This is a genomic window from Sandarakinorhabdus sp. FBCC-B8862, assembly GCF_059745315.1.
Window position 1 is genome coordinate 1,050,611 of the sequence record NZ_CM185574.1, and the last position, 25,907, is coordinate 1,076,517.

Here is a 25,907-nt window from a genome sequence, read left to right on the forward strand (position 1 = left end):
CCCAATCCTTGTCTTACATTGTTGCTGGTGACGATGCGGGATCACCAGGTTTGGTTTGCTGTGGCCACAGCTGCGCTGGTGGACCCTTCAGCTGGGCGCGCAGGCCTCATTGGCTGCACTGTAATCCAACCGTCACATGCCCCCGATAGGGGCTGTAACAATTGCCGAATCCGATTAGGCTTGCCGCCGACGGAACTGCATTGTCGGGGGGACCAGCCGCTGATCCGCAACAGCAATTCGCCGCCGCAATGGCCGGCCCGCCTGATGCGGGCGGGCGAGGCGTTGGGTTGGGCGCTGGCTGGCCTGCTGCTGGCGCGCGCCATCTGGCTGGCCATCACCCCGGCCGGGCCGCTGGGCGCGGTGCAGGCACCGACCGCCGCCGCGTTGGCCGGCGTCGCGGTTGATCCCTTCTTCCCGCAAGCCGCCACGCCGGCCGATGCCGTGTCCAGCCTTGATCTCACCCTGGTCGGCACCCGCGTCGATGCCGCATCGGGGCGCGGTTCGGCGATCATCGCCACCCCCGATGGCCAACAGCAGAGCTTTGGCAGCGGCGATGAAATCATGCCCGGCGTGCGGCTGGTGGCCGTGGCGTTTGACAGCGTGACGCTGGATCGCGGCGGCGCGCGCGAAACACTCTATATCGATCAATCCGGGCCCATGCCCGCTGGGGACGGCAAATGATGCGGCGGTGGCAGACCCTGGTGATGGCAACAGCCCTGCTGGCTGGGCCTCTGCTGGCCCAGACCACGGTCAATCTGCGCGATGCCGATGTGCGCGCCTTCATCCAGGATGTCGCCCGCGCCACCGGGCGCAGCTTCATCATCGATCCGCGCGTACAGGGCAAGGTGACCGTGGTGTCTGACCGGCCGCTCGATCAGGCCGGCTATTTCGAGCTGTTCCTCTCCACCCTGCGCGCCAATGGCCTGGTCGTCACCCCGGCCGCCGGCGGGGCTTTCCGTGTCGCCCCATTGGATGGCGCCGCCACCCAGCCGTCCGCAGGCCAGGGTCGCGACCGGTTTGAAACCCGGGTCGTGCCGCTGAACTATATCGATGCCGCCTCGGCGCTCGAATCGCTGCGGCCGCTGGTGTCGCGCGAAGGCCAGGTCACCGCCAACCGCAGCGGCAATGCCGTGATCGTCGCCGATTTTGCCGACAATGTCGCCCGCGTCACTGCGCTGGCCCGCCAGCTCGATCAGGATCGCGCCGCCGTGCGCGTCGTTGCCCTCAAACATGCCGGCGCACGCGAGATTGCCACCAGCCTGGCGCAGGTGGCGCAAGGCGCCGCCGAAGGGCGCGGCTGGCAGGTGGCGCCGGTGGATGCCAGCAATTCCCTGGTCTTGCGCGGCGATCCCGCCACGCTCACCAAGCTCGCCCGCACAATCGCCGATCTCGATCAGGCCGCCGCCGCAGGCAGCGATGTGCGGGTGATCTTCCTGAACCATGCCGATGCCGAGAAGCTGGTGCCGGTGCTGCAGCAGCTGGTGGGCCAGCCGGTCAGCCCAGCCTCACAGGCCGCGCCGCTGGTGCAACCAACGCAAAGCGCCTTCGGCAACGCCAACGCCGGCCAGCCGGCCCAGGCCCAGCCCGCCGCGGCCCAGCCGCTGCCCGCCGCGCCGCAGGGCGCTCTCGGCACCGCCGGCTTCGTGCCCGGTGCCAGCATCGGGCGCGGCCAGGCGGTGATCGCCCGCTATGAAGGCGCCAATGCCATCGTCATCGCTGCACCGGCCGACGTGCAGCGCCGGCTCGGCGAAGTCGTCCGGCAACTCGATGTGCGGCGCGAACAGGTGCTGGTCGAAGCGGTGATCGTGGAGATCAGCGACGTCGCCGCCCAGCGGCTGGGGGTGCAGTTCCTGCTGTCGGGCACCGGCAACAGCAACATCCCCTTCTCCGTCACCAACTACAGCAATGCTGCGCCCAATCTGCTCGCCGTCGCCGGGGCGATCGTGGCCGAAAACCGCTATGGGCAAGACAATGCGACCACCGTGCAGCTGCGCAACGCCGCGGTGAACAGCCTGTTGAATGCCAATGGCGGCCAGTTCGGCTTTGGCGGCAATCTGGGTTCGAACGCGGTGTTCGGCTTTGTCGTCAACGCCGTGAAGGCCGACACCGCGTCCAACGTGCTCTCGACGCCCTCGGTCGTCACGCTCGACAATGCCCAGGCCCGCATCCTGGTCGGCCAGAATGTGCCCATCGCCACCGGCCAGGCCTTGAGCAACAACTTCGACAATGCTTTCCGCACCGTGCAGCGGCAGGACATCGGCATCCAGCTCGACGTGCGACCGCAGATCAACGCCGGCGGCACCATCAAACTGTCGCTGCGGCAAGAGGTGAGCAGCATTGCCCAGGCCGTCGTCACCCAGAATGTCCCCGATCTCATCTTCAACAAGCGCGAGATTTCCACCACCGTCACCGTGGACGATGGCCAGATCATCGCATTGGGCGGCCTGATCGATGAAAATGAACGCCGCGCCATCGAGAAGGTGCCGCTGCTCGGCGACATACCGCTGCTCGGCAACCTGTTCCGCTCCAAATCCAGGAACCGCACCAAGACCAACCTGATGGTGTTCATCCGCCCCACCATCATCAAGGGCGCCAACGATGCCGCCCGGCTGACCGGCGAACGCTATCAATATGTGCGCGCCGAACAGGCGATCCGCGAAGGCACGGCCGACACCAGCCTGGATGCGCTGGTGCGCGATTATCTGAAGGCCCCCATCCCCGGCGCGCCGCCGCCCGCCGAAGCACCGCCAGCCGAACCGCCGAAATGAGCCTCACCCTGCCCTATGGCTTTGCCCGCGCCACCGGCCTGATCCTCACCGCCATCGGGGACACGGCCGAGGTGGCCCGCCGCCCCGGCAGCCGCACCGCGGCGCTGGCCGAAGTGCGCCGCATCGCTGGCCGGCCGCTGCGCCTCACCGATGTCAGCGCCGCCGATTTCGACCGGCTGCTGCAGAACCATTATGCCAGCGGTGCGGTTGCCGCCGATGGCCTGATGGACCTTGCCGATGATCTGCCATCGGCAGAGGATCTGCTGGCCAGCGATGACGAGGCGCCCGCCATCCGCCTGATCAACGGCCTGATCGCCGAGGCCGCGCGCCTGAAGGCGTCCGACATTCATATCGAGCCGTTCGAAGCCGCGCTGGTGGTGCGCATGCGCATCGATGGCGAGCTGAAGGAGATGCACCGCCTGCCGGCCGGCGTCGCCAGCCTGCTGGTCAGCCGCATCAAGGTCATGGCCCGGCTCGACATTGCCGAACGCCGCCTGCCCCAGGATGGCCGCATGGAACTGGCGCTGGCGGCCAAGCGGCTCGATGTGCGCGTCTCCACCCTGCCGGCGCGCGGCGGTGAACGCGTCGTGCTGCGCCTGCTGGACAAAGACAATGCCGGGATTGACCTTGCCGGGCTGGGCATGCCGCCGGCCATCGATGCGGCCTTCCGCGCCGCGCTGGCCAGCCCCAACGGCCTGGTGCTGGTCACCGGCCCGACCGGCAGCGGCAAGACCACCACGCTTTATGCCGGCCTGAAATTGCTCAATGATGGCAGCCGCAACATCCTGACCGTGGAAGACCCGGTGGAATATGCCGTCGATGGCATCGGCCAGACCCAGGTCAACGCCAAGGTCGGCCTCAGCTTTGCCGCTGGCCTGCGCGCCATCCTGCGGCAAGACCCGGATGTGGTGATGGTCGGCGAAATCCGCGACGCCGAAACCGCCCAGATCGCCGTGCAGGCCGCGCTCACCGGCCATCTCGTGCTGTCGTCGCTGCACACCAACGATGCCGCCAGCGCCATCACCCGGCTGCGCGATTTCGGAATCGAGCCGTTCCTGCTCGCCGCCACGCTGCGCGCCGTCGTCGCCCAGCGGCTGGTGCGCCGGCTCTGCCCCGATTGCCGCGAGGCCATCCCCGGCGATGCCGCCACCCTCGCCGCCCTGGGCCTGCCGGCCGGCACCCCGCTGTGGCACCCGCCCGGCTGCCCCGCCTGCAAGCACACGGGCTGGCAGGGCCGCGTCGGCCTCTATGACATGATCCGCATGACCGACACGCTGGCCGCCCGCATCAACGCCGGTGCCACCGCCGCCGAACTGGCCGAGGGCAGCCCCGGCCTGCCGGCCATCGCGGCACAGGCCGTGGCGCAAGGCCTCACCACCCCGGCCGAGGCGCTGCGGGTGATCGGAGGCGGCGATGCCTGATTGGGCGTGGGAAGCGCTGGATGCCGCCGGCCAGCCGCGCAGCGGCACCGCGCGCGCCGCCAGCCGGGAAGCCGCCCGCGCCGATCTCCTCGCCCGCAAGCTGTTCCCGACACGCCTTGAACCCGCCGCCGCCAGCCCCGCCCCCGCCGGCCGCCGCCGCCTGAAACCGGCCGCGCTGGCCGTCTTCACCCGCCAACTGGCGACCCTGGCCGCCGTCACCCCGCTCGAAGAGGCGCTGCGCACCATCCGCACCCAAGCGCAGAGCGAAGGCGGCGGTGCCACGGCCGCCATCATCGCCAATGTCCACGCCGCCGTGGTCGAAGGCCGCCGCCTGTCTGACGCACTCGCCCTCGAACCCGCCAGCTTCTCAGCCCTCTATCGCGCCATGGTCGCCGCCGGCGAAGGCGCCGGCACCCTGCCGCAGCTGCTCGAACGCGTCGCCGACAGCCTTGAGCGTGAGGCCGAGCTAAGGGGCAAGCTGCAGGCGGCGCTGGCCTATCCGGCTGCCCTCAGCGTCGTCGCCACGCTGGCTGTCACCGCACTGATGGCCTTTGTGGTGCCGCGCATCGCCGAACAATTTGCCGACATCGGCCAGACCCTGCCACTGCTCACCCGCATCGTCGTCGGCCTTTCGCACCTCATCGCCGGCTGGTGGTGGCTGATGGCCCTCCTGATCGGCGGCATGGCAGCGCTTGCGGCCCGCGCGCTGGCCGATCCCGCCACCCGTCGCCGCTTTGATGCCTGGGCGCTCACCCTGCCCGTTGCCGGCCGGCTGATCCGCAACTGGCAGGCCGCCCGCCTCGCCCGCACGCTGGCCATGATGATCGCCAGCCGCCTGCCCATCGTCGATGGCCTCGCCCTTACCCTGCCCACCATCGGCAACCATGAAATCCGCGCCCGCGTCAGCCAGATGGCCGCCGACATCAGCGAGGGCGCCAGCCTCACCGCCGCGATGAAGCGCGCCGCCATCCTGCCGCCGCTGCTCGTCGCCATGGCCGCTGGCGGCGAAAGCGCCGGCCGGCTTGACGTGATGCTCGACAGCGGCGCCGCCGCGCTGGAGCGGGAGCATGAGGCCGCCACCCGCGCCGCGCTGGCGCTCTTGGAACCGGCGATCATCCTCGTCATGGGCGGGGCGGTGGCGGTGATCGTGCTCTCCATCCTCCTCCCCATCCTGCAACTGGAAAGCCTGGCCAGCGCATGAACACCCGCCGCCGCCCCATTCCCAACGGCTTCACCCTCATCGAACTGATGGTGGTGATCGTCATCATCGGCATCCTCACCACCGTTGTCGTCATCAACGTGCTGCCCGATGTGGACAAGGCCGCCGTCACCCGCGCCCGCGCCGATGTGGCGGCACTGGAAACCGCGCTCACCGCCTATCGTGCCGATCAGATGGCGGTGCCGAGCACGGCGCAGGGCCTGGCCGCGCTGCAAAGCCCGCCCGCCGATCTCGCCCAGCCCGAACGCTATCGCCCCGGCGGCTATCTCACCCGCCTGCCGAAAGACCCCTGGGGCCATCCCTATCAATATGCCGCCCCCGGCCGCAGCGGCCCGTTCGACATCTGGTCGATGGGCCCCGACGGCAAGACCGGCCCCGGTGCCGACGCAGATGACATCGGCACCTGGAACTTCTGAACAGGGTTTCACCCTGGTGGAACTGGTGGTGGCCATCACCATCATCGGCATCGCCACGGCCGCCATCGTGCTCAGCCTGCCCGATGCCGGGGCGGACGCGCGCCGCTCCGCCCAGCGTCTCGCCGCCCACGCCAGCGCCGCCCGCGATGCCGCCATCCTGACCGGGCGGCCGATCCTGCTCACCCCCGGCCCCACCGGCTGGCAGGCCGGCGACCAGCCCCCGGTGCGCCTGCCCGCCGGCCAGAGCCTGGTCAGCGACCCGGCCGGGCCAATCCTGTTCGATCCCACCGGCCTCGCCAGCCCGGCCCGCCTCGCCATCCGGGCCGGCGACGCCAGCGCCACCGTCACCATCAGCGCCGCCGGAGCCATAAATGCGCGGTGAGTGCCCCAGATCCTCCCCCTCTGGGGGAAGTGGCAGCCGCAGGCTGACGGAGGGGGCCCGCCCGCACCACCCGTTCGGCCCCGCCGCCACAGCCGCGCCCCCTCCGCCCTTCGGGCACCTCCCCCCGGGGGGGAGGATGGATGGCGGCTTCTCCCTCATCGAAGTCATGGTCGCCCTTGCCATCTTCGGCCTCGCCGCCGTCGCGCTGATCCGTTTGCAGGGCGTCAGCCTGGCCAGCGCCACCACCGTCTCCGAACGCGGCCTTGCCGCCATCGTCGCCCGCAACCAGGCGCTGGAGGCCTGGGCATCGCCCACCCCGCCCGCCCCGGCCGAGGGCCGCGAGCGCGCCGGCCCGCGCGACTGGGCCTGGGTGCGCCAGACCAGCCCCGGCCCCGATCCCGGCACCATCCGCATCGCCGTGCGCGTCGAGGGCGACAGCGGCCAGACCATCGCCAGCGACCAGCTGCTGTGGAGCCCGCGATGAGGACCAGCCACAGCAATGCGCCGCAGGCCCAACCCGTCTCAAACGGCTTCACCCTCATTGAACTGCTCGTCGGCCTCGCCATCTTCGGCCTGATGGCCAGCGCCGGCACCGCGCTTTTGGCCGGCAGTGTCAATGCCAGCGCCCAGGCGACCCGGCTGGCCGATGCCGCCGGCGCGCTGGCCCGCACCCACAGCCTGCTCACCGCCGATGCCGCCCAGGCCGCGCCCCGGCCCTGGCGCGACGAACAGGGGCAGCCGCACCCCGCCTTCAGCGCCAATGATGGCGCGCTGTTCACGCTGGTGCGGCGCGGCTGGGCCAATCCGGGCCAGGCGCCGCGCGCCTCGCTGCAGCGTGTCAGCTGGGGGATCGAGAATGGCGCCCTCGTCCGCCGCGCCGCGCCAATGCTCGATGGCACCGCGCCCGGCGATGCCGCGATCCTGCTGGACGGTGTGACCAGCGCGACCATCCGGATCCACGATGGCACCGGCTGGCAATCCGGCTGGGCCCGCCCGGATCCCGCCACCCTGCCGCGGGCCATCGAAATCACCGCCAGCGGGCCGGCGATCGGCCAGATCCGCTTCCTGCTGCCCGTCGGGCCGGGCGGGGCGCGATGAAACAAGGTGAACAGGGCGCCGCCCTCATCAACGTCCTCGTGCTGGTCGGCATCATGGCCGCGCTTTCGACCAGCCTGTTCGACCGCCTGCGCCTCGCCCGCCATCTCGATGCCAGCCGCGCCGCCATCGATGCCGCGCGCAGCGCCGCGCTGGCGGCCGAGCCGATGATCGCCGCCCGCCTGCCACTGCCCCGCCTGCCCGCCGGCCCGTTCCGGCTCGACACGCCGGCCGGCAGCGCGCGGGTCGCGCTGGCGCCCGGCGGCAATTGCCTCAACCTCAACAGCACTGCCATCGGTCCGCCCGGCCGCACCGCGACACGGCCGCTGGGCGTCGAACAATTGGCCCGCCTGCTGACGCTGCTCGAGGTTCCGGCCGATGAGGCCGCCCGCATCGCCAGCGCCACCGCCGACTGGATCGATATCGATCAACAGCCCGGCAACGGCGGCGCCGAGGATGCCGCCTATGCCCGCGCCGCCACCCCCTATCGCACGGCCTCGACCCTGCTGGCCGAGGTGAGCGAATGGCGCGCCATCGCCGGCGTCACGCCCGAAATACATGCCCGCGCCGCACCCCATCTGTGCGCCCTGCCCGAAACCGAGCTGTCGCGGCTCAACATCAACAGCCTGACGCCCGGCGATGCCCCGGTGCTGGCCGCCATCGCCAATCTGCCCATCGCCACCGCCCGCGATGCCATCAGCGCCCGCCCGGTTGGCGGCTGGACCAGCCCCGATCAATTCTGGACCCAGCCGCTGCTGGCCGGCCGCCAACTGCCCGCCGATGTGCTGCGCCAGATCGACGTGAAGGACCGTTTTGTGCACTTCTCGCTTGCAACCGCCACCCCCGGCCTGCCACTGGAGGCCAGCGGGCTGTTCGATGCCGGCACCAGGCCAGCCCGGCTGCTGGTGCGCCGCTGGGGGCCAGACACATGATCCTCCTTTTCCTTGCCCCGTCGCCGCACTGGCAGCGGTTCGACAAGGGCCGGCTGATCGCCAGCGGCGATGGCCTGCCGCCGGCCGATGCCGCCGCGCCGCTGGTCGTTGCCGTGCCGGGCGAAGCGGTGGCGCTGCACTGGCTCGATCTGCCCGAACTCGCCCCGGCCCAGGCCGCCGCCGCCGCCCGGCTGATGCTGGGCGAGGCGCTGGCCGAAACCGATCCCCATATTGTCGTCGCCCCCGGCAGCGGGCCGCGCCCCGTCGCCGTCACCGCCCGCAGCGCCATGGCCAGCTGGCTGGCCGAGCTGACCGGTGCCGGCCTGTCCGCCAGCGCATTGGTGCCGGAACCACTCCTGCTGCCCGCGCCCGCCGCCGGATTTGCCGTCCGGCAGGCCGGCGACCGCATCATCGCCCGCAGCGCCAGCATGGGTTTTGCCGCCGAAGCCGATCTGGCCGCCGTGCTGATCGGCGCAGAGCCGGTAACGCAAGCCAGCTTCACCCTGCCCGATCCGCTGCCGCTCAATCTTCTGGCCGGCGATTATGCCCCCACCTCGCGCTGGCAGCCGCCGCCCGGTCTGGCCCGCCGCCTTGGCCTGCTCGCCGCCACGCTGGCCGGGCTGTGGCTGGCCGGCGATGTCGCCGCGCTGGTGCAGGCCAAACGCGCCGTCAGCGCCGCCACGGCCGACGCGCAGGCCATCGCCGCCAGCCTGGTGCCGGCCGGCAGCGATGATCCGGTGGCGGCGCTCACTGCCCTTGCCCGCCAGCGCGGTGCCGATGGCGGGCTGGGCGCCATCGCCGGTCCGGTTGTGGATGCCATCGCCGCCCGCCCCGGCGCGGCGCTGGCGTCCTTGCGCTACACACCCTCGGGCGGCCTCGTCGCCGGGGTGGCCGGCGGCCCCGGCGAAGCCCAGGCCCTGGCGCAGGCCCTGACCAGCGCCGGCCTTGCTGCCAGCGCCGGCCCCACCCGCGCCACCGCCGATGGCAGCGACACACCCGTGACGGTGACGCGATGATGGCCGCCCTCTCCCCCTGGTGGAACCAGCGCTCGCGCCGCGAACAATGGCTGCTCGCCCTCACCGCCGCCCTGCTGGCCGCGCTGCTGTTCTGGCTCGCCCTGCTGGGCCCGCTGGGCCTGGCCCGCGAAGCCGCGCTGGCGGAGGCGCGCAGCGCGCAGCAACAGCTGGCCCATGCCCGCATGCTGGCCACCGCCATCCGGGCCCGCCCCGCTCCGCCCGCCGGGCCGGTGCTCGATCTGGTTGGCCGCCGCCTGGCCGAAGCCGGCCTCACGCCGGCCCGGCTGGAGGCGCAGGGGCCGGGCCAGGCCATCGTCGAAATCGCTGCCATCAACGGCCGCCTCGCCATCGGCTGGGCCGCCGCGCTGGAACAACGCGACGGGCTGGTGGTGGAAGAGCTTGAGGCCAGCCGCAACAGCGACCAGTCGGTGCGCCTGCGGCTCAACGTGCGCAAGGCCAGCTGATGCGCGTCATGCCGCTTCTCGCCGGGCTTGCCATCGGCCTTGTCGCCTTCCTGCCGGCCCGCCTCGCCCTGCCGGCGCCGCCGCTCGCCGCCAGCGCCGTTTCCGGCAGCCTGTGGCGCGCCGAACTGGTTGATGCCCAGGCCGGCGGGGTGACGCTGGGCAATCTTGGCCTCTCGGCCCAGCCGCTGGCCCTGCTGAAGGGCCGGCTGCAATGGGCGGTCGCCGGCAGCCTGTCGGGCCAGGTCTGGCGCAGCGCCGGGGCGCAGGGGGCCGATGGCATGTCGGGCCGGATCAGCGGGGCCGCCCTGCCCGGCCTGCCCATCCGCAGCATCGATCTGGCCGGGCTCAGTCTGGCGCTGGATGGCGCCGGGCGCTGCCAATCCGCCAGCGGCCAGGTCACGGCCGCCCTTGCCACCCCGATTGCCGGCCAGGCCATGATGTCAGGCAGCCCCGCCTGCGCTGGCGAGACGCTCAACCTGCCGCTGGCCAGTGCCGATGGCCGGCTGCGGCTCGACATCGCCATCCACCCTGGTCGCTGGCAGGTGATGGCCCGCATCAACGGCGCCGCGCCGGCCGAACTGCTGGCGCTCACCGCCGCCGGGTTCCGCGCCGATGGCGGCAGCCTCACCCGCATGCAGGAGGGATCATGGTGATCGCCGCGCTCATCGCCGTGCAGGTCGCCGCCGCCGCGCCGGCTGCCGGCCCGCTCACCGAACTGCCGCCGCAACAGCTGGAGCCCGGCCGCTGCGCCCTGTTCCTGTGGGACAAGGCCAGCCGCCAGCGCATCGCCATGCTCAGCGCCAGCCCCACCGCGTCGTTGCGCGCCCGCATCGATGGCCAGCTTACTGATCTGCCCCAGGCCAGTGCCAGCGGCAGTGCCGTGATGGGCTTTGCCCCCAACGCCCGCTACCGCTCGGCCGCGCGCCAGCTGGATGTGGCGATGACGATCCTGCCCACCGGCAGCGGCGGCGCCGTGGTGCGCGATGGCAGCCTGACCGTCACCGAAGCCGATGGCAGCGCGCTGGTCATCCCGGTGGCCGGCATCCTGGGCTGCCGCTGATGGTCACGGCCACCCCGCGCGAATGGGCGATGGCCGTTGGCGGCGGGCTGGCATTGTCGGTGGCCCTGGTGGCGATCCTGCGGCCATCCGCCGAAGCCCCGGCCGAACCGCCCATTGCTGCATTGCCGGCGCCGGTGTCCGCGCCACTGCCGCCGCCCCCGCCACCCGCGCCGGCTACAACGCCCGGCGATCTCGCCCTCAGCGGCCTCAGGACCGGGCCCGATGGCGGCATGGCGATCATCACGTCGGGCGGGCGGCAATATCGCCTCACGCCGGGGCGCAGCCTGCCGGGCGGGCTGAAGCTGCTGCGCACCGAGCCCGGCCGCGCCATCCTGGCCGGCCCGGCCGGGGAACAGGCGCTGGCCTTTCCCGATGCACCCAGAGCCGCCCCCGGCCCCAGCCGGCCACCGGGCGGCGACCCCACCCCGTGGCGGTTGGCCCTGTCACAAATCCGGTCCGGCAATCAGCTGGTTGGCTGGCGACTGGGCAGCCTGGCAGCCCTGCCCATGCTGGCCCGCGCCGGCCTGCAACCTGGCGACATCCTGCTCAGCGCCAACAGCCAGCAATTGCTGTCCGAGGAAAAGATTATCGAACTCCCTCAGGAACTTGCTGCCAACGGCCAGTTGATCCTGCGCTATCGCCGCGGCGGCCGCGAGGCAGAGGCGCGCGTCGCCCCCTGACGGCGATCGCTGTCACAATATCGAAACCAGACTGCCCAAAAACCGCAACGCGGCCGTAATCCGGCCGCCACGAATCACGCCTAATGCCGATGCCATGCGGGGGCGCATCCAAAGGCCGACGGGCGTTCCCTGCCGCTTTTTTCCGGGCCGCAAGGAACCAACGCGATGAACACCCGTCTCCGCGCTCTGCTGCTGATCACGTCCGCCGTGGCGCTCGCCGCCTGCGATGGCGCTTCCAACATCGCCTCGCCGGGCGAAGGCACGCTGGTCACCCCGCCGCCGGCCCCGGCCCCGGCGCCCACCCCGACGCCCACACCCACCCCCACCGGCCCGGCCGACAGCTGCCCCACCGGCACGACCAACGTGGGCGTGATCAACAATCTCAGGAACTGCCAGATTTCCGGCACCATCACCGGCGGCCTCACCCTCGCCAACCTGCGCGGTGTCGTCTATTCGCTGTCGGGCCGCGTCAATGTCGGCATCGATCTGGGCGCTGATCCGGCCGCCCCGGCCGCCGGTGGCCAGCAGGGCATCCTCACCATCGAACCTGGCGTGGTGATCTTCGGCTCGTCGGGCGCCGATGCGCTGGTGGTCAACCGCGGTTCGCAGATCTTCGCTGAAGGCACCGCCACCCGCCCGATCGTCTTCACCAGCCGCTCCAACATGGAAGGCACGGTCAATGCCTCCTCCATCGGCCAGTGGGGTGGTATCGTCATCCTTGGCCGCGCGCCGATCCACACCTGCGTTGGCGCCGGCGCCACGCCGGGCACGGTCAGCTGCCAATCGGCGGTCGAAGGCCTCACCGGCGCCTTCTATGGCGGCGGCAGCCCCACCGACAATTCGGGCCGCCTCGCCTATATTCAGGTCCGCTATCCCGGCTTCGAAGTGAGCCCTGGCAACGAACTCAATGGCATCACGCTGGCGGGCGTCGGTTCCGGCACCTTCGCCAGCTTCATCCAGGTTCACAACAGCTCGGACGATGGCATCGAATGGTTTGGCGGCCGCGTGAACCACAAGAATATCGTCATCACCGGCGCCGACGATGACAGCCTTGATACCGACCTGGGCTACAAGGGCCTGCTGCAATATGTGCTGGTGGTGCAGCGCACCGACGGCGGCGACCGCGTGGTCGAAGCCGATACCGCCGGCAACGAAGCGCGCACCCCGCGCTCCAACCCGCGCATCGCCAACTTCACGTTCATCGGCCGCCGCACCCCTGACAGCGTGCTGCTGCGCGGCGGCACCGATTATGGCCTGGTGAACGGCATCATCAACAACACCACGGCCACCGGCCTGTGCCTTGATATCGACGGCGCCCAGACGGCGGTGACCACCGCCGATGCTGCCACCGATGAAGCGGGTGCACCAATCTTCCGGTCGGTGATCTTCGGCTGCTCGGGCGCTGCCCGCGACGAAAGCGATGTGCCGCTGGCCACCATCACCCCGATCATCACCGGCAACAACAATCTGCTGCCGCCGGTGACGCTCACCCTCACCAGCCTGTTCCTGCCCGGCACGTTCGAAACCGGCGCCACGGCCACCAACCCGCGCACCGCCTATACCGGCACCGGCACCTTCTTCGATGAAACCACATTCGTCGGCGCGTTCCGCAACGCCACCGACACCTGGTACACCGGCTGGACCTGCGGCGTGGGCGCTGGTGCCACGTCGTGCGAAGCCGCGCCGTCGCCGATCCGCTGATCCCCCAACCAAGGCCCGGCCGCCAGTCCGGCGGCCGGGCCTTTGCCCATCATCGCCGGGGTTTTGCCATGACGACCATGATCCGCCTGCTCCTGTCCACCACCATGCTGGCCGGCCTTGCCGCACCGGCGCTGGCACAGGCCGCGCCGCCTGCACCCCCGGCCACCCAACCGCCGGCCGAGGAAGAGGTTGACGTGTCGGCCCCCGGTGGCGGCAATGACGAGATCGTCGTCGTCGGCACCCGCATCCCCAACACCATCCGCGCCAGCCGCGAAGTGGTCTCCGTGCTGTCGGCCGCCGACATCGCCCGCACCGGCGAGGGCGACATTGCCGGCGCCCTGAAGCGCGTCACCGGCCTGTCCGTCGTGGGCGGCCGCTTCGTCTATGTTCGCGGCCTTGGCGAACGCTATTCGCTGGCCCTGCTGAACGGCCTGCCGATCCCCTCCCCCGATCCGCTGCGCCGCGTCGTGCCGCTGGATCTATTCCCCACTTCGGTGCTGGCCTCCAGCGTGGTGCAGAAAAGCTATTCGGTGAACTTCCCCGGCGAATTCGGCGGCGGCGTCATCAACCTCACCACCCGCGCCGTGCCCAAGGAACCCTTTTTCAACATCGGCGGCAGCATCGGCGCCAACACGGCCACCACCGGCCAGCTCGGCTATGTCTATGCCGGCGGCACCAAGGACTGGACCGGCTTTGACGATGGTGTGCGCCGTCTGCCGGCCGGCATCGCCGCCAGCCAGAACGCCGGGACGGCGCTTGCGGTCGGTGGCAATTACACGTTGCGCCAGCTGCAGGATATCACCGCAACCCTGGCCAATGCCGAAACCAACGTGATCTTCCGTAACGACAATATCCCGGTGAACTGGAGCGTGAACATGTCGGGCGGCCGCGCCTTTGACGTGGGCGATGCGCGCCTGGGCTTCGTGTTCGCAGCCGGCTTTTCCAACGATTGGCAGACCAAGGCCGGCAAGCAGCAATTGTCCGGCGGGGCAACCGGTACCGGCGCCAACGCCGCCCTGCTGCCCGATCAGGATTTCAACTTCGCGTCCACCGAATTCCGCAGCGTGCTGAACGGCCTGTTCTCGGTCGGTGCGGAGTTCGGCGAACACAAGATCCGCTTCGTCAACGTCTATGTGAACGACACCATCAAGGAAGCCCGCATCCAGACCGGCATCGACGACATCAATGTCGGCCGCGACGTGCTGCTGCAACGAAACGCCACGGCCCAGTTCCGCCGCCAGTTGATCGACACGCAGCTCGTCGGCGAATTCAAGTTCGACAATCTGACGGTCGATGTACGCGGCACCTATGCCAATTCGAAGCGTCTCGCCCCCTATGAACGCTTCAACAACTATGCCTTCTCGGCGCAGTTCAACGATTATGTGAACGATCTGCGTTCGCCCGGCCAATCCAGCCTGGTCTCGTTCAGCCGCCTCAACGAGGATGTGTATGGCGCCGGGCTTGACCTCGGCTACAAGGTCCGCGGTGGCCCCTTCCCGATCCGCCTTGCCGCCGGTTATGCCTATAGCCGGGCGGAGCGCCTGTCGGAACGCTTTGACTATCGCTACCAGTCCAACGCTGCCCTGCCCGGCGCGGTGACACAGCAGCGCCCGGATTTCCTGCTGTCGGATTTCAACGTCTACACCTACGGCATCATCCTCAACACCATCTCCACCGTCGCCCCGCGCTATGAGGCGGACCTGACGGTGAACGCCGGCTATGGCCAGGTGGAGCTGGAGCCGACAGACGGCGTGCAGGTTGTGCTCGGCGTGCGCTATGAACGCGGCAAGCAGCGCGTCGTGCCGCAGGATGTGTTCAACGCCAACCCCGGCTCGGCCTTCAACCAGCCCACCAACATCAACCAGGATTATTGGCTGCCGGCCGCCACCCTCACCTGGAACTTCGCCGAAGACATGCAGTTCCGCTTCTCGGCGTCGAAAACCGTGGCCCGGCCGCAGTTCCGCGAACTGGCCCCGCAGCCCTATTTCGACACTGATAGCGACCGCCTGAGCTTCGGCAACCAGTTCCTGGAGAATTCGGAACTGATCAACATCGAAGGCCGTTATGAATGGTATTTCGGCCGCGACGAGCGGCTGGCCGTTGGCGCCTTCTACAAGGATATCGACAAGCCGATCGATGCCATCGCCTTCGTGCAGGGCGGCACCTTCCAGAACACCTTTGCCAACGCCCCCAACGCCCGGCTCTATGGCGCCGAGATCGAAGCGCAGAAATATTTCGACCTCTCTGGCTGGGGCGGCCTGTTCGAAACCCGCCGCTTCTTCGTCTCGGCCAACTATACCTACACCGACAGCCAGATCCGCGTGAAGGCTGGGGACACCACCCGCTTCCCGCTGTCGGGCCAGGTGGTGCCGGCCAGCGACATCTTCCGCACCGGCTCGCTGCCCTTGACCGGCCAGTCCGACCATGTCGCCAACCTGCAGTTCGGCTTCCAGGATGATGCCGGCCTGTCGGAACAGACGATCCTGTTGAACTATGCCAGCAACCGCGTCGCCTTCCGCGGCCCGTCGGGCCAGCCCGATCTGGTCGAAAAGCCGGGCATCCGCCTCGATGTGGTGATCCGCCAGGGCTTCAAGATCTTTGGCAAGGAGATCGAAGCCAAGCTGGAAGGCCGCAACCTCACCAACACCCGCTACCAGGAATATCAGCGTCTGAACGCCAGCCGCATCGACACCAACACCTATGTGCTGGGCCGCAGCTTCCAGGCCAGCCTCAGCGCCAAATTCTGACCCAGGTCCCTGACCCCTGAACTGCCGCCGGTGAGCCCCCTCACCGGCGGCTTTTTCATTCCTCCCCAAACTTGTTTGGGGAGGTGGCACGCGAAGCGTGACGGAGGGGCCCTGCGCCCCCTCACCACACCGGCGGATGCGCCCTTGGCCGGTCGCGGAACCAGGCGGTGATCACATATTTGGTCCCGGCGCGCACCGGCATGCCGGCGTGCAGCGTGTTGGCATTCACCCCGCCATCGGCGGTGCGGTTGTGCCAGGCGACCAGCTTGCCAGTCTCGGGCTGGATCAGCTTGTTCAGATGCACGAAGCGCGTCGCCCCGCCGGCCCTGGGCTCGTTCAGATAGACCATCATGGTCCAGCTGCGCTGGCCGCCATCTTCGGTGTGCGGGAAATAATCAAGGCCGGTCGGCTCGAAATAATCGGTGTGGGCCTTGAACTGCTGGCCGGGGGCATAGCGCTGGCCCTGCAACGCCTCGGCATGGGCAATCGGCAGGCCGGCATAATCGGCGAGCCGCGTATAGACATCGCGAACCAGCGGATCATCGCCGGGCAGATCGGCGGTCTCGCTGGTGCGGAAATCGGCATCGGCGCCATAGGCATCAGTGATGGTGGACGGCCGGCGCAGGCCATCGATCAGGGCGATGAGGCCCATGCATTCGTCCGCGCTCAGGAATTTCTTGCGGATGAACATCTCGACGCGGCTGTCGGGCACGCGCTGGGCACCGGAAAATCTCATCGCAGCAGCTCCCACCAGCCTGGGCCGATCATCAGCAATATCAGCGTCATGCCGGCAAGCAACGCCCCGAACGGCAGCGCCGTGGTGCCACTCACTGCCCGCCCGCGCGCCGCGTCCAGCAGCGCAAGGCCCAGCCCCAGCAGCGCCGCGCCGGTGAGGATGAACGGCAGCGGCAACAGGCCCACCAATCCGCCAATGCCGGCAAACAGCTTGGAATCGCCGCCGCCCATGCCCTCCCGCCCGGTGCGCAGCCGCCAGCCCAGCCGCAGCGCCGTCAGCACGGCAAAGCCCAGCAGCGCCGCGAACAGGCGATCCCACAGGCTCGCAAAGCCCAGCCACTGGCCCAGCACCAGCCCGGCCGGGATCAGCGGCAGCGTCAGCCGGTCGGGCAACCAATGATGCTCGGCATCCAGCACGATCAGCGCCAGCAGCCACCAGCCCAGCACCGCCGCCGCCAACCCGGCCAGCACCGGCCAGCGCGCGAGCATCACCGCACCCACCACCGCGCCGGCCAGTTCGATGGCCAGATGCCGCCGATGAATGGCCATGCCACAATGGCGGCAGCGCCCGCGCAACCACAGGAAGCTCAGCACCGGAACCAGTTCGAGCACACCCAGCTGCACCCCGCAGCCATCACAGCGCGACCGCCCGGTGATCGCCTCCCCCCGTGGCCAGCGGGCGGTGAGCACGGCCAGAAAACTGCCGATGACCAGGCCCAAGATGGCCCCAAGGGCGACGATCATGATCCTCCCCCTCTGGGGGAGGTGCCGAGCGGAGCGAGGCGGAGGGGGCGGCCAAGCACGGTCCCAGCCGCCCCCTCCGCCCTGCGGGCACCTCCCCCAGAGGGGGAGGATCGTCCCAGTCCGCCCTTCACCTCACGGGATCAATATCTGCCGCACCGCCTGGCCGCCGGCCAGCGCGTCCAACGCGCTGTTGATCTCGGCCAGCGGCATCACGCCGGTCAGCAGCCGTTCCACCGGCAGCCGGCCGGCCCGCCACAGCGCGATGTAACGCGGGATGTCGCGCGCCGGCACCGCCGATCCCATGTAACTGCCGATCACCGTCTTGGCCTCCGCCACCAGGCTCACCGCCGGGATGGTGAACGGGTCAGCCGGGTTGGGGAGGCCGACGGTGACGATGCGCCCGCCGCGCGCCGCCGTGCGATACGCCTCGGCCAACACACTGCCCTTGCCCACGCTTTCGATGGCCACACGCGGGCTGCCATATTGGGCGAAGGCCGCCGCCGCGTCTTCGGGGGCCACGGCGGCGCGCGCGCCCAGCTCCAGCGCCAGCGCCCGCTTTTCCGCCACCAGATCAATGGCAATCACCGGCTCCCCCCCGGCAGCCACCGCGCCCAGCAGGGCGGCCAGGCCCACACCGCCCAGGCCCCAGATCGCCACGCTTTCACCGGGCCGCACCACGGCCGAATTGAACACCGCGCCCACGCCGGTCAGCACCGCGCAGCCGAACAGCGCGGCAATCTCGGCCGGAATATCATCATCGATCACCACGCAGCTGCGTTCATCGATCACGGCATGGCTGGCAAAGGCCGACAGCCCCAGATGATGGTGCACATGGTGGCCGCAATCGCTGAGCCGGAAGCCGCCGCCCAGCAATTCGCCCTTGCCATTGGCCGCCGCGCCATTGCTGCACAGCCAGGGTTCGCCGGCATGGCAGGCACCGCAATGGCCACAGGCGGGCAGAAACGCCATCACCACCCGCGCGCCGGGCTGCAGCCGTGCGCCCGGCCCGGCGGCGATCACGCGCGCCACCGCCTCATGCCCCAGCGCCATCGGCATCGGCCGCGGCCGGTCGGCGTTCACCACCGACAAATCGCTGTGGCACAGGCCAGCCGCCTCGATGGCCACCAAGAGCTCGCCCGGCCCCGGCGGCGCCAGGTCCAGCGTCTTCAGCGTCAGCGGCCGGCTCCCGGCATAAGGCTGGGCAGCGCCCATCGCAGAAAGGACGGCGGCGGTGGTGGTGCTGATCATGGCGCCACCCTATCGGGCAAACGGGCCGCCGCCAATGTCGCGCGGGCCAGCGCGGCGGTGGAATTGATCAGCGGCAGCGGCACATCGCCGGCACGCAGCACCAGCGGCACCTCGGTGCAGGCGGCGATGATCACCTCCGCCCCGGCATCGCGCAGCCGCGCCGCCTCGCCGGCCAGCGCCAGCCGCACCGCAGCGCCGGTGTCCCCGGCCTTGATGGCATTGACCGCCGGCTGCACCACGGCCAGATCGCCGGGCAGCACCGGCACCGGGCTGGCCCTGCCATACAGATCCAGCGCCAGCGTCGCCCCCACGCCCAGCACGCCGATCGCCTGCGGGCAATACGCCATGGCCTCGGCCACGGCGGCATCGATCATCGAGACGAAGGGCGCAGCGGTGATGGCAGCGGCCCAGCCATGGGCGGCGTTGCAGGGCATCGCCAGCACCTCCGCCCCTTGGCGCACCAGCCCTTGCGCCATCGCCGCCAGCGCCGGCCCGGGGGAGGCCGCGCCATGCAGCGCCGCTGCGTTGCGATCAGGCACATGCGGGTTGGAATCGATCAGCACGCGCGGATGATCGGTATCGCGCGCCGCCGCCACCCCGGCCACCAGCAGGCCCAGGAAATCGGCCGTGGCCGCCGGCCCCATGCCGCCGATCACGCCGATGGTGCGCCAGCCGGGCACGATCACATCAACCGCGCGATCGGCGCTCAACCGCGCACCGCCGCCTCGATGGCGGCAATGTCGATCTTGCCCATCCTCATCATCGCGGCAAAGGCCCGCTCGGCCACCGCGCCCCCAGCCGTCGTGGCTTCGGTCAACACCCTGGGCGTGATCTGCCAGCTGACGCCCCAGCGGTCCTTGCACCAGCCGCAGGCGCTTTCCGCCCCGCCATTGCCAACAATGGCGTTCCAGTAACGGTCAGTCTCTTCCTGGGTGTCGGTGGCGACCTGGAAGGAAAAGGCCTCGCTCTGCGCAAAGGCCGGGCCGCCATTCAGCCCCATGCAGGCGATGCCGAGGACGGTGAAATCAACAGTGATGACATCGCCGGCCGCAAGGTGCGGCAGATCAACCGGCGACCGGTGCACGGCGAGAACGGCCGAATCCGGAAAGGTCTCGGCATAGAATCGCGCCGCCGCCTCGGCATCGCGGTCAAACCAGAGGCAGATGCGATGGCCGGTCATGCGGGGCTCCTCAATTCAGCGCCGGATCGCGCAACACATCGGCAAAGGCCGGCAACGATGGCGAACCGCCGGTGTGCAGGAACAGCACCCGCTCGCCCGTGAACGCCCCGGCCCGCGCCAGCGCGATCAGTCCGGCCATCGCCTTGCCGCTGTACACCGGGTCGAGCAAGATACCCTCACTCCGCGCCACCAGCCGTACCGCCTCCACCATCTCGCGCGTGGGCAGCGAGTAACCGGGCCCCACCCAATCGGCGAGTGCCACGATGTCCGCCGCCTGCGGGCGCGGCGTGCCGAGCAGATCGGCCGTGGCCTCGGCCAGTTTCAGAACATTGGCTTCCTGTTCGGCGCGCGGCCGGCGCACGTTGATGCCGGTCACCGGGATCCCGGCGTTCAACGCGACCAGCCCGGCGATCAGCCCGCTGTGGGTGCCGGCGCTGCCCGATGCCACCACGATCCGGTCAAACGCCACCCCAGCATCAAAGGCCTGGGCCATGATTTCCTGCGCGCAGGCGGCATAGCCGAGCGCGCCCAGCGGGTTGGAGCCGCCACCCACGATCACATAGGGTTTGCGCCCAGCCGCCGTCACCGCCGCGGCCTCCTCGGCCAGTTCGGCGGCAAGATCGCTGCCGGCCTTGACCATGCGGATGCTCTCCGCGCCCATCAGGTCAAACAGCAGGTTGTTGCCCAGCGCCGCCGGGCTGTAGCTGCCGGGCACCCGCTCCTCGATCACCAGGCGGCAGGCCAGGCCTTCCTTGGCTGCCGCCGCCAGCGTCAACCGGCAATGGTTGGATTGCGGCGCCCCCACGGTGATCAGCGTGTCTGCCCCTCCCGCCAGCGCATCGGCCACCAGGAATTCCAGCTTGCGGGTCTTGTTGCCGCCGCCGGCCAGGCCCAGAAGATCGTCGCGCTTGATCCACAGATCGGCGCCCAGCAGGGCCGAAAGCCGGGGCATCGCCTCCAGCGGGGTGAAACCCGGTGTGTAACGGCGGCGCGCAAAGCGGGCGAGGTTCATCGCAATCGTCTCCCAATCAGGCCGCTGGCTTACATCGCAAAGCGCAGCGTCGCCATGATCGATTGCGAGGTGAACACATTGGATTGCCGCCGGTCATAGCCCAGCGCCGCCACAAAGCCGCCACCCGAATAGGCAAACTGGCCGCCCACCTGCAACTCGCTCGGCCGGATCGCATCGGCGTTCAGCACGAAATCGGTGCCGCCGCCGGCAAAACGCCCGGTCAGCCCGAGTGCTGATGTGCCGAGCTGGCTGACATAGCCGCCGCGCAGGCCGATCCGCCATGCGCCATCGCCCGACGGCACGACATAATCGGCCGTCACCGCCGCCGTGTTGGTGGTCAGCGTCTGGTTCGATTTGTCCATCGTCACCGCCAGCGCCCCGGCGCCGCTTTCGGTGAAGCCGTTCTGCTGCAGCTTCAGCCAGCTGATGCTGTTCGACGGCATGATCGCCAGCCGCCCCTTCTTGAAGCTGTATCCCAGCGTGCCAGTCGCGCCATAGCTGGTGCCGCGCCAGGCCGAGGTGATCGCCCCCGTCTGCGTGCCAAAGCTGAATTCCCGCCGCGAACTATAGGTGGCAAACCCATAATTGCCGCTGGCCGCCACGAACAGCCCGCCAAAGCTTTTGGCGACATAAAGATCAACCTGGTTGGTGGTGATCAGCAGCGGCTTGCCCGCCACACCACCATAAGACACATCCGACCAGCCGATATTATAGGCGATGCCCACCGCATCCAGCCCGATCACCGGCATGTCCGCGCCCACCGCCAGGCCCAGCGTGTTGCCGGAAAAGCCCGTGGTGTTGGCGCCGGCATCCTGGCGCAGGAAATTGCCGCTTTCCTGGGCCCACAGCGTCAGGCCATTCAGATTGCCCAGCTCGTCGCGGCTGCCCCCCAGCCGCAGCGCGGTCAGCCGCTGCGCCACCGCGCCCTGCCCGGCATCGGCCATCGCCGCCGCCATGCGGATCGGCGCGCCGCTCAACGTCGCTGGGGCCAGCACGCGATAGGCAGCGATCAGCTCGGCCTGGGTGGCGAGGTTGGCAATCGCCGGGCCCAGCGTCGTGTCATTGGCCAGCGCCACCAGCGACTGGTCAAAGAAGCTGGTCAGGCCGCTGGCCAGCCCCACCTGCGCCGCCGTCTTGCGGTTCAGCGTCACCGTCACGGCGTTGCTGCCCACCTGCGCGCTGCCCAGGCTGTAAAGGAACGGCACGCTCGCCGTGTCCACCAGCGTCGCGGCATTGCTGGCGGTGATGCCGCCACCGGCGGTCAACAGGGTCAGCGTCTGGCTGTTGGTCACGCCCGACACCGCCACTTTCAGCTTGGATGTGTCGGCAAAGCTTGCCGCGCCCGTCACCACCACGCCAGGCTGGCCGTTTCGCACGGCAATGGTCAGGGTGGAGGATCCGCTCATGACGAGGCTCGACAGCGTCGGCACGGTGCCGGCCGAAAGATCGAGCCCGGTCGCGCCCGACAGGGACAGCGCCAGCGCACCGCCGCTGGTCACCGCGCCGGAAATCTTCGCCCCGCCCGACATGGCAAGGCTGTTGGCCCCGTTGCCCAGCGCCAGCCGGCCGGTGATGGTGCCACCGGTCAACGTCACCGCCGTCGCGCCGTTGCCGCCCACGATGTCGCCGGTGATGCTGCCGCTGTTGCTGATCGCCACGGCGGCATTGCTCGCTGAAAGATCGATGGCGCGCGCCGGCTGGCCGCTGACCGATGTCGTCACCTTGATGGTGCCGCTGTTGGCGATGCTGGTCAGCCCGCCGCCCAGATCAACCACGCCAAAGGCGGCATTGTTGCCGCTGGATTGCACGGTGATGGTGCCGCTGTTGACCACGCTGCCAAGGCTGCTGCCGGCCTGGGCCACGATCGCTGCCGCCACCCCGCCGCTGCCGGCCGGCGTGCTGCCCGATGCCGGGGTCAAGACGCTGGAAACCGTGATGTTGCCGGCATTGGCCACCGCCGGCACGATGGCGCCGGCGCGCACATCGATGCCGATGGCGGTCGCGTCCACCGCGCCCACCGTGATGTCTGCACCCGATTGGTTGCTGATCCCGCCCGCCAGGCGCACCCGGCCGGCGGCCAGCCCGCTGGCGCCCACCACGATGCCGCTTTGCGCGGTGCCCTTGTTGCGCCCCTGCGCCGAAATGCGGCCGCGGTTGATGATGGCATAGGCATCACCATCGCTGCCCACCGCGCCCAGCACGACATTGTCGGTGCCGGCCGGGGCCACCAGGATGGCCGGCGTGCCGGCATAGGTGGAGATGCTGCCCAGCACCAGCGTGTTGGTGGTGGTGCTGCCGCTGGCCGGCGGCGGCTGCACCACGCCCGATGCATCAACATAATAACGGTCATTGGCAAAGCCGCCGCTGATCGATACCCCGATGCGCACGCCGGCCACGCCCGCCACCGCATCGACCAGCTGGTTCGATGAATTGAAGCTTTGATCGGCGCCCACCACGATGTTGGCGCCATTGTTCACCCGGCCGGTCACCGGCGCCAGTATGGCAAGGCCGGTGCTGCCGCTGCCGGTGGCCGCCAGCGTGCCATAGGTCTGCAGATTGCCGGTCAACGGCGCGGCGATCAGGATGCCGGTGCTGTTGGTGCCGCTCACGGCCGCGCCGCCCAGGGTGATGTTGCCCACCACCGGCGCTGCGATCCACACGCCGGTGGCATTGTCCCCGGTCACGGTGAAGCGTGAGGTCGTGCTGCCGCCGATGGTGCCGGTGAATGTGCCACTGCCGGCCACCCACAGGCCGATGTTGCCGGTGGCCCCCGTGGCGGTGCCGGTGATCGACACCGTGCCATTGTTGGTGAAGCTGCCGCTGCCGGTCGCGCCGGTATCGATGCGCACACCCACCGCATTGGTGGAGCCGCTGTTGCTGATGGTGCCGCCGTTGGTCAGGCTGTTGGGGCTGTTGATGGTGGCGGCGGTGCCATCGGCCACGGTCACGCTGATGCCGCTGTTCACCGTCACATCCGCCGGCTGGCCATTGTTGGCGGTGCCGGTGACGATCGGGGTCGTCTGGTTGGCGCTGATCGTCACGCTCTGCGCCAGTGCCGCGCCCGACAGGGCACCTCCGGCCAGCAGGGCAAGGCGGAATGCAGCAAGGGGCGAAGCGGTCATCATTGGCCTTCCGGGACAACAGGCAGGATCAGCCGGCAATGCCGGCGCGCCGCCTGAATAACGGATGAACCGGCAAAATCCACCGCAAAGCCGGTGAAAATCCGGTCAGGCGCCAAACCAGATCGGCGGCCGGCGCTGCGCCCAGGGCGCGGCCTGCTCCAGCTGGAAAGCCAGATCCAGCAGCCGGGCATCGTCGCCGCGCCGCCCGGCCAGATGCATGCCCAGCGGCAGGCCCGATGTGGTCGTCATGATCGGCACGCTCATCGCAGGCGCACCGGCCAGATTCTGCACCGGTGTATAGGCGACGATGCGCATCATGTCGGCCATCACGTCGGCGGGCGGGCGGTGATGGCCCAACAGGCCCACCGGAATGGCATGGCGGGCCAGCACCGGGGTCAGCAGCAGATCATGCTCGCGGAAACTGGCGTTGTAGGCATCGCGATAACCGGCCAGCCGGCCCATCAGCGCGCCGGCATCGGCCTGCGACACGCCAGCACCCATAGCAGCGAGATAGCGGGTCAACGGCTCCAGCTTCGCCACGCCATCGGGCCCGAAGGCCTTGTTCACGCCGGCCACCGATTCCGCCGCGCCCATCGCCCACAACAGGGTGAAATCGCGGGCAAAGGCCTGCGGATCAAAGGGCCAGGCGACATCGAACACGCTGTGGCCCATGGACTTCAGCAGATCGCGGGTGCGCGCCATGCCGCCCAGCACCTCGGCATCAGGCTGTAGATTGTCGGCCCCGGCGGTGATCACGCCGATGCGGAAGCGTTCCCCCACCGGGCCGTTCAGGCGCGGGATCGGTGCCATGCCCGGCACATCCTGGCCCTGCAGGGCCACCATGGTCAGCGCGGCATCGCGCACGCTGCGGGTCAACACATGGTCCACGGCCACGGCGGCCGGATTGTCGTCCCGTTTCTGGCCGGCCAGCCGGCTGCGGCTGGGCTTGAAGCCGAACAGGCCGCACAGATTGGCCGGGATGCGGATCGAACCACCGCCATCATTGGCATGGGCAATCGGCACCACCCCGGCCGCCACCGCCGCGGCGCTGCCGCCCGACGATCCGCCGGTGGAAAAATCCGGGTTCCACGGATTGCGGGTGGGGCCGTGGCTCAGGGGCTCGGTCACGCACATCAGGCCGAATTCCGGCGTTGCCGTCTTGCCGATCGGGTTCACGTTCATCTGGCAAAAGGCATCGACAAACCGCTCGTTGGCGGTGGCCGGCGGCACAGCCTCGAACGCCCGGCTGCCGTTCTTCGTCGGCCAGCCCTTGTAGTCGTTCAGGTCCTTGATGAAGGTCGGGATCGACGGCGTGCGCTCGGCGGCCGGCAGGCGCGACACGGCACCGGGCCGGTCGATCAGGATGGCAAAATTGAGCTTGGCCTGCGCCGCCTCTGCCCGGTCCAGCGCCGCCAGCAGGGCGTCGCGCGCCGTCGTCTCCCCGCTGCGGATGCGGGCAGCCAGCGCGGTCGCATCATCGGCCGCCGCCGGCGTCTGCGCCAGCGCCGGCGCTGCTGCCAGCGCAGCACCACTGGCCAGCAATTGCCGGCGGTTCATGCTGAAATCGGCCATGTCCAACCTCCCCAGATCTTGGCCCAGATTTTTGTGGAGACTGGCACGCCAGCATCCGTCACGCCAGCCCGAACCGCGGTCACCGCCGCACGACCTGCGGTCACCGGCGCGCGACCTGCGGTCACCGCGCGCGCAATGGCGGGCGCAAAATGGGCCACTTCTGCCACGCAAAATCACCCGCGAATCCCAACATTCCACCCAATCCGGCCACAGCCGACAAATTTTCCGCTGCATTTTCAAAGGCCTGAACCATGGCCTGTCCTACACGCCCCATCTCAGGCGATAATCACCCCGCTCCTTGAAAATTCAGCAAAAAATGATCCTCCCCAGCCGCAGGATGGGGAGGTGGCACGCGAAGCGTGACGGAGGGGCCGGCAAGCGCGGTCCTCTCCG

General features: G+C 69.6%; 24 protein-coding genes. 16 read left to right on the plus strand and 8 right to left on the minus strand.

Annotation, left to right across the window (positions count from 1 at the left end; genetic code table 11):
* Positions 1 to 180 precede the first annotated feature (180 nt).
* The 16 genes from AC6BOR_RS05085 to AC6BOR_RS05160 all read left to right on the plus strand — a co-directional run bounded on the left by AC6BOR_RS05085 (position 181) and on the right by AC6BOR_RS05160 (position 15,901).
* Complete coding sequence (locus AC6BOR_RS05085; protein ID WP_498060108.1) at positions 181 to 681, plus strand: type II secretion system protein N; 501 nt, start codon at positions 181 to 183, stop codon at positions 679 to 681.
* Positions 678 to 2,768, plus strand: coding sequence for a type II secretion system secretin GspD (gene gspD, locus AC6BOR_RS05090; protein WP_498060109.1), 2,091 nt, complete (start codon positions 678 to 680; stop codon positions 2,766 to 2,768). Before AC6BOR_RS05085 ends, gspD begins: the two co-directional genes overlap by 4 nt.
* Positions 2,765 to 4,189, plus strand: coding sequence for a GspE/PulE family protein (locus tag AC6BOR_RS05095; protein ID WP_498060110.1), 1,425 nt, complete (start codon positions 2,765 to 2,767; stop codon positions 4,187 to 4,189). The genes gspD and AC6BOR_RS05095 overlap by 4 nt, the downstream gene beginning before the upstream one ends.
* Complete coding sequence (locus AC6BOR_RS05100) at positions 4,182 to 5,390, plus strand: type II secretion system F family protein (RefSeq protein ID WP_498060111.1); 1,209 nt, start codon at positions 4,182 to 4,184, stop codon at positions 5,388 to 5,390. Before AC6BOR_RS05095 ends, AC6BOR_RS05100 begins: the two co-directional genes overlap by 8 nt.
* Positions 5,387 to 5,824 carry a type II secretion system major pseudopilin GspG gene (gene gspG, locus AC6BOR_RS05105; protein ID WP_498060112.1) on the plus strand — a complete coding sequence of 146 codons (438 nt, stop codon included), beginning with the start codon at positions 5,387 to 5,389 and terminating at the stop codon, positions 5,822 to 5,824. Before AC6BOR_RS05100 ends, gspG begins: the two co-directional genes overlap by 4 nt.
* Positions 5,799 to 6,206 (plus strand): GspH/FimT family pseudopilin, encoded by a 408-nt coding sequence (locus AC6BOR_RS05110; RefSeq protein ID WP_498060113.1) that lies wholly within the window; start codon positions 5,799 to 5,801, stop codon positions 6,204 to 6,206. The genes gspG and AC6BOR_RS05110 overlap by 26 nt, the downstream gene beginning before the upstream one ends.
* Before the next feature lie 136 nt (positions 6,207 to 6,342).
* The gene (gene gspI, locus AC6BOR_RS05115) at positions 6,343 to 6,690 is read left to right on the plus strand and encodes a type II secretion system minor pseudopilin GspI (RefSeq protein WP_498060114.1); all 348 of its coding nucleotides are present in this window, start codon (positions 6,343 to 6,345) and stop codon (positions 6,688 to 6,690) included.
* Entirely contained in the window at positions 6,687 to 7,304 is a 618-nt protein-coding gene (gene gspJ, locus AC6BOR_RS05120) for a type II secretion system minor pseudopilin GspJ (protein WP_498060115.1), read from the plus strand. The genes gspI and gspJ overlap by 4 nt, the downstream gene beginning before the upstream one ends.
* Positions 7,301 to 8,233, plus strand: a complete 933-nt coding sequence (gspK, locus tag AC6BOR_RS05125; RefSeq protein WP_498060116.1) for a type II secretion system minor pseudopilin GspK — start codon at positions 7,301 to 7,303, stop codon at positions 8,231 to 8,233. The genes gspJ and gspK overlap by 4 nt, the downstream gene beginning before the upstream one ends.
* Positions 8,230 to 9,249, plus strand: coding sequence for a type II secretion system protein GspL (gspL, locus tag AC6BOR_RS05130; RefSeq protein WP_498060117.1), 1,020 nt, complete (start codon positions 8,230 to 8,232; stop codon positions 9,247 to 9,249). Before gspK ends, gspL begins: the two co-directional genes overlap by 4 nt.
* Positions 9,246 to 9,713, plus strand: a complete 468-nt coding sequence (gspM, locus tag AC6BOR_RS05135; RefSeq protein WP_498060118.1) for a type II secretion system protein GspM — start codon at positions 9,246 to 9,248, stop codon at positions 9,711 to 9,713. Before gspL ends, gspM begins: the two co-directional genes overlap by 4 nt.
* Positions 9,713 to 10,366: a type II secretion system protein N gene (gene gspN / locus AC6BOR_RS05140; RefSeq protein ID WP_498060119.1), complete on the plus strand. Its 654-nt coding sequence runs from the start codon at positions 9,713 to 9,715 to the stop codon at positions 10,364 to 10,366. Before gspM ends, gspN begins: the two co-directional genes overlap by 1 nt.
* A complete protein-coding gene (locus AC6BOR_RS05145) occupies positions 10,360 to 10,773 on the plus strand; it encodes a hypothetical protein (protein ID WP_498060120.1) in 414 nt (137 codons plus the stop codon). Before gspN ends, AC6BOR_RS05145 begins: the two co-directional genes overlap by 7 nt.
* Positions 10,773 to 11,453: a PDZ domain-containing protein gene (locus AC6BOR_RS05150; protein WP_498060121.1), complete on the plus strand. Its 681-nt coding sequence runs from the start codon at positions 10,773 to 10,775 to the stop codon at positions 11,451 to 11,453. The genes AC6BOR_RS05145 and AC6BOR_RS05150 overlap by 1 nt, the downstream gene beginning before the upstream one ends.
* A 165-nt stretch (positions 11,454 to 11,618) precedes the next feature.
* On the plus strand, positions 11,619 to 13,154 hold the full coding sequence (locus AC6BOR_RS05155; protein WP_498060122.1) for a beta-helix domain-containing protein: 1,536 nt from the start codon (positions 11,619 to 11,621) through the stop codon (positions 13,152 to 13,154).
* A gap of 77 nt (positions 13,155 to 13,231) precedes the next feature.
* Positions 13,232 to 15,901 carry a TonB-dependent receptor domain-containing protein gene (locus AC6BOR_RS05160; protein ID WP_498060123.1) on the plus strand — a complete coding sequence of 890 codons (2,670 nt, stop codon included), beginning with the start codon at positions 13,232 to 13,234 and terminating at the stop codon, positions 15,899 to 15,901.
* 121 nt (positions 15,902 to 16,022) lie between these two features.
* Here AC6BOR_RS05160 and AC6BOR_RS05165 read toward each other — a convergent pair whose 3' ends face one another.
* The 8 genes from AC6BOR_RS05165 to AC6BOR_RS05200 all read right to left on the minus strand — a co-directional run bounded on the left by AC6BOR_RS05165 (position 16,023) and on the right by AC6BOR_RS05200 (position 25,514).
* On the minus strand, positions 16,023 to 16,637 hold the full coding sequence (locus AC6BOR_RS05165) for a prolyl hydroxylase family protein (protein WP_498060124.1): 615 nt from the start codon (positions 16,635 to 16,637) through the stop codon (positions 16,023 to 16,025).
* Positions 16,634 to 17,380 (minus strand): prepilin peptidase, encoded by a 747-nt coding sequence (locus tag AC6BOR_RS05170; RefSeq protein WP_498060125.1) that lies wholly within the window; start codon positions 17,378 to 17,380, stop codon positions 16,634 to 16,636. Before AC6BOR_RS05170 ends, AC6BOR_RS05165 begins: the two co-directional genes overlap by 4 nt.
* 132 nt (positions 17,381 to 17,512) lie before the next feature.
* A complete protein-coding gene (locus tag AC6BOR_RS05175) occupies positions 17,513 to 18,628 on the minus strand; it encodes a zinc-binding dehydrogenase (protein ID WP_498060126.1) in 1,116 nt (371 codons plus the stop codon).
* Positions 18,625 to 19,338, minus strand: coding sequence for a cysteate racemase (gene cuyB / locus AC6BOR_RS05180; RefSeq protein ID WP_498060127.1), 714 nt, complete (start codon positions 19,336 to 19,338; stop codon positions 18,625 to 18,627). The genes AC6BOR_RS05175 and cuyB overlap by 4 nt, the downstream gene beginning before the upstream one ends.
* Positions 19,335 to 19,808, minus strand: coding sequence for a VOC family protein (locus AC6BOR_RS05185; protein ID WP_498060128.1), 474 nt, complete (start codon positions 19,806 to 19,808; stop codon positions 19,335 to 19,337). Before AC6BOR_RS05185 ends, cuyB begins: the two co-directional genes overlap by 4 nt.
* A 10-nt stretch (positions 19,809 to 19,818) precedes the next feature.
* Complete coding sequence (gene cuyA / locus AC6BOR_RS05190) at positions 19,819 to 20,820, minus strand: D-cysteate sulfo-lyase (protein ID WP_498060129.1); 1,002 nt, start codon at positions 20,818 to 20,820, stop codon at positions 19,819 to 19,821.
* Positions 20,821 to 20,849: 29 nt separating this feature from the next.
* Positions 20,850 to 23,945, minus strand: a complete 3,096-nt coding sequence (locus tag AC6BOR_RS05195; protein ID WP_498060130.1) for an autotransporter outer membrane beta-barrel domain-containing protein — start codon at positions 23,943 to 23,945, stop codon at positions 20,850 to 20,852.
* Between the two features lie 102 nt (positions 23,946 to 24,047).
* Positions 24,048 to 25,514, minus strand: coding sequence for an amidase family protein (locus AC6BOR_RS05200; protein WP_498060131.1), 1,467 nt, complete (start codon positions 25,512 to 25,514; stop codon positions 24,048 to 24,050).
* Positions 25,515 to 25,907: the final 393 nt, after the last annotated feature.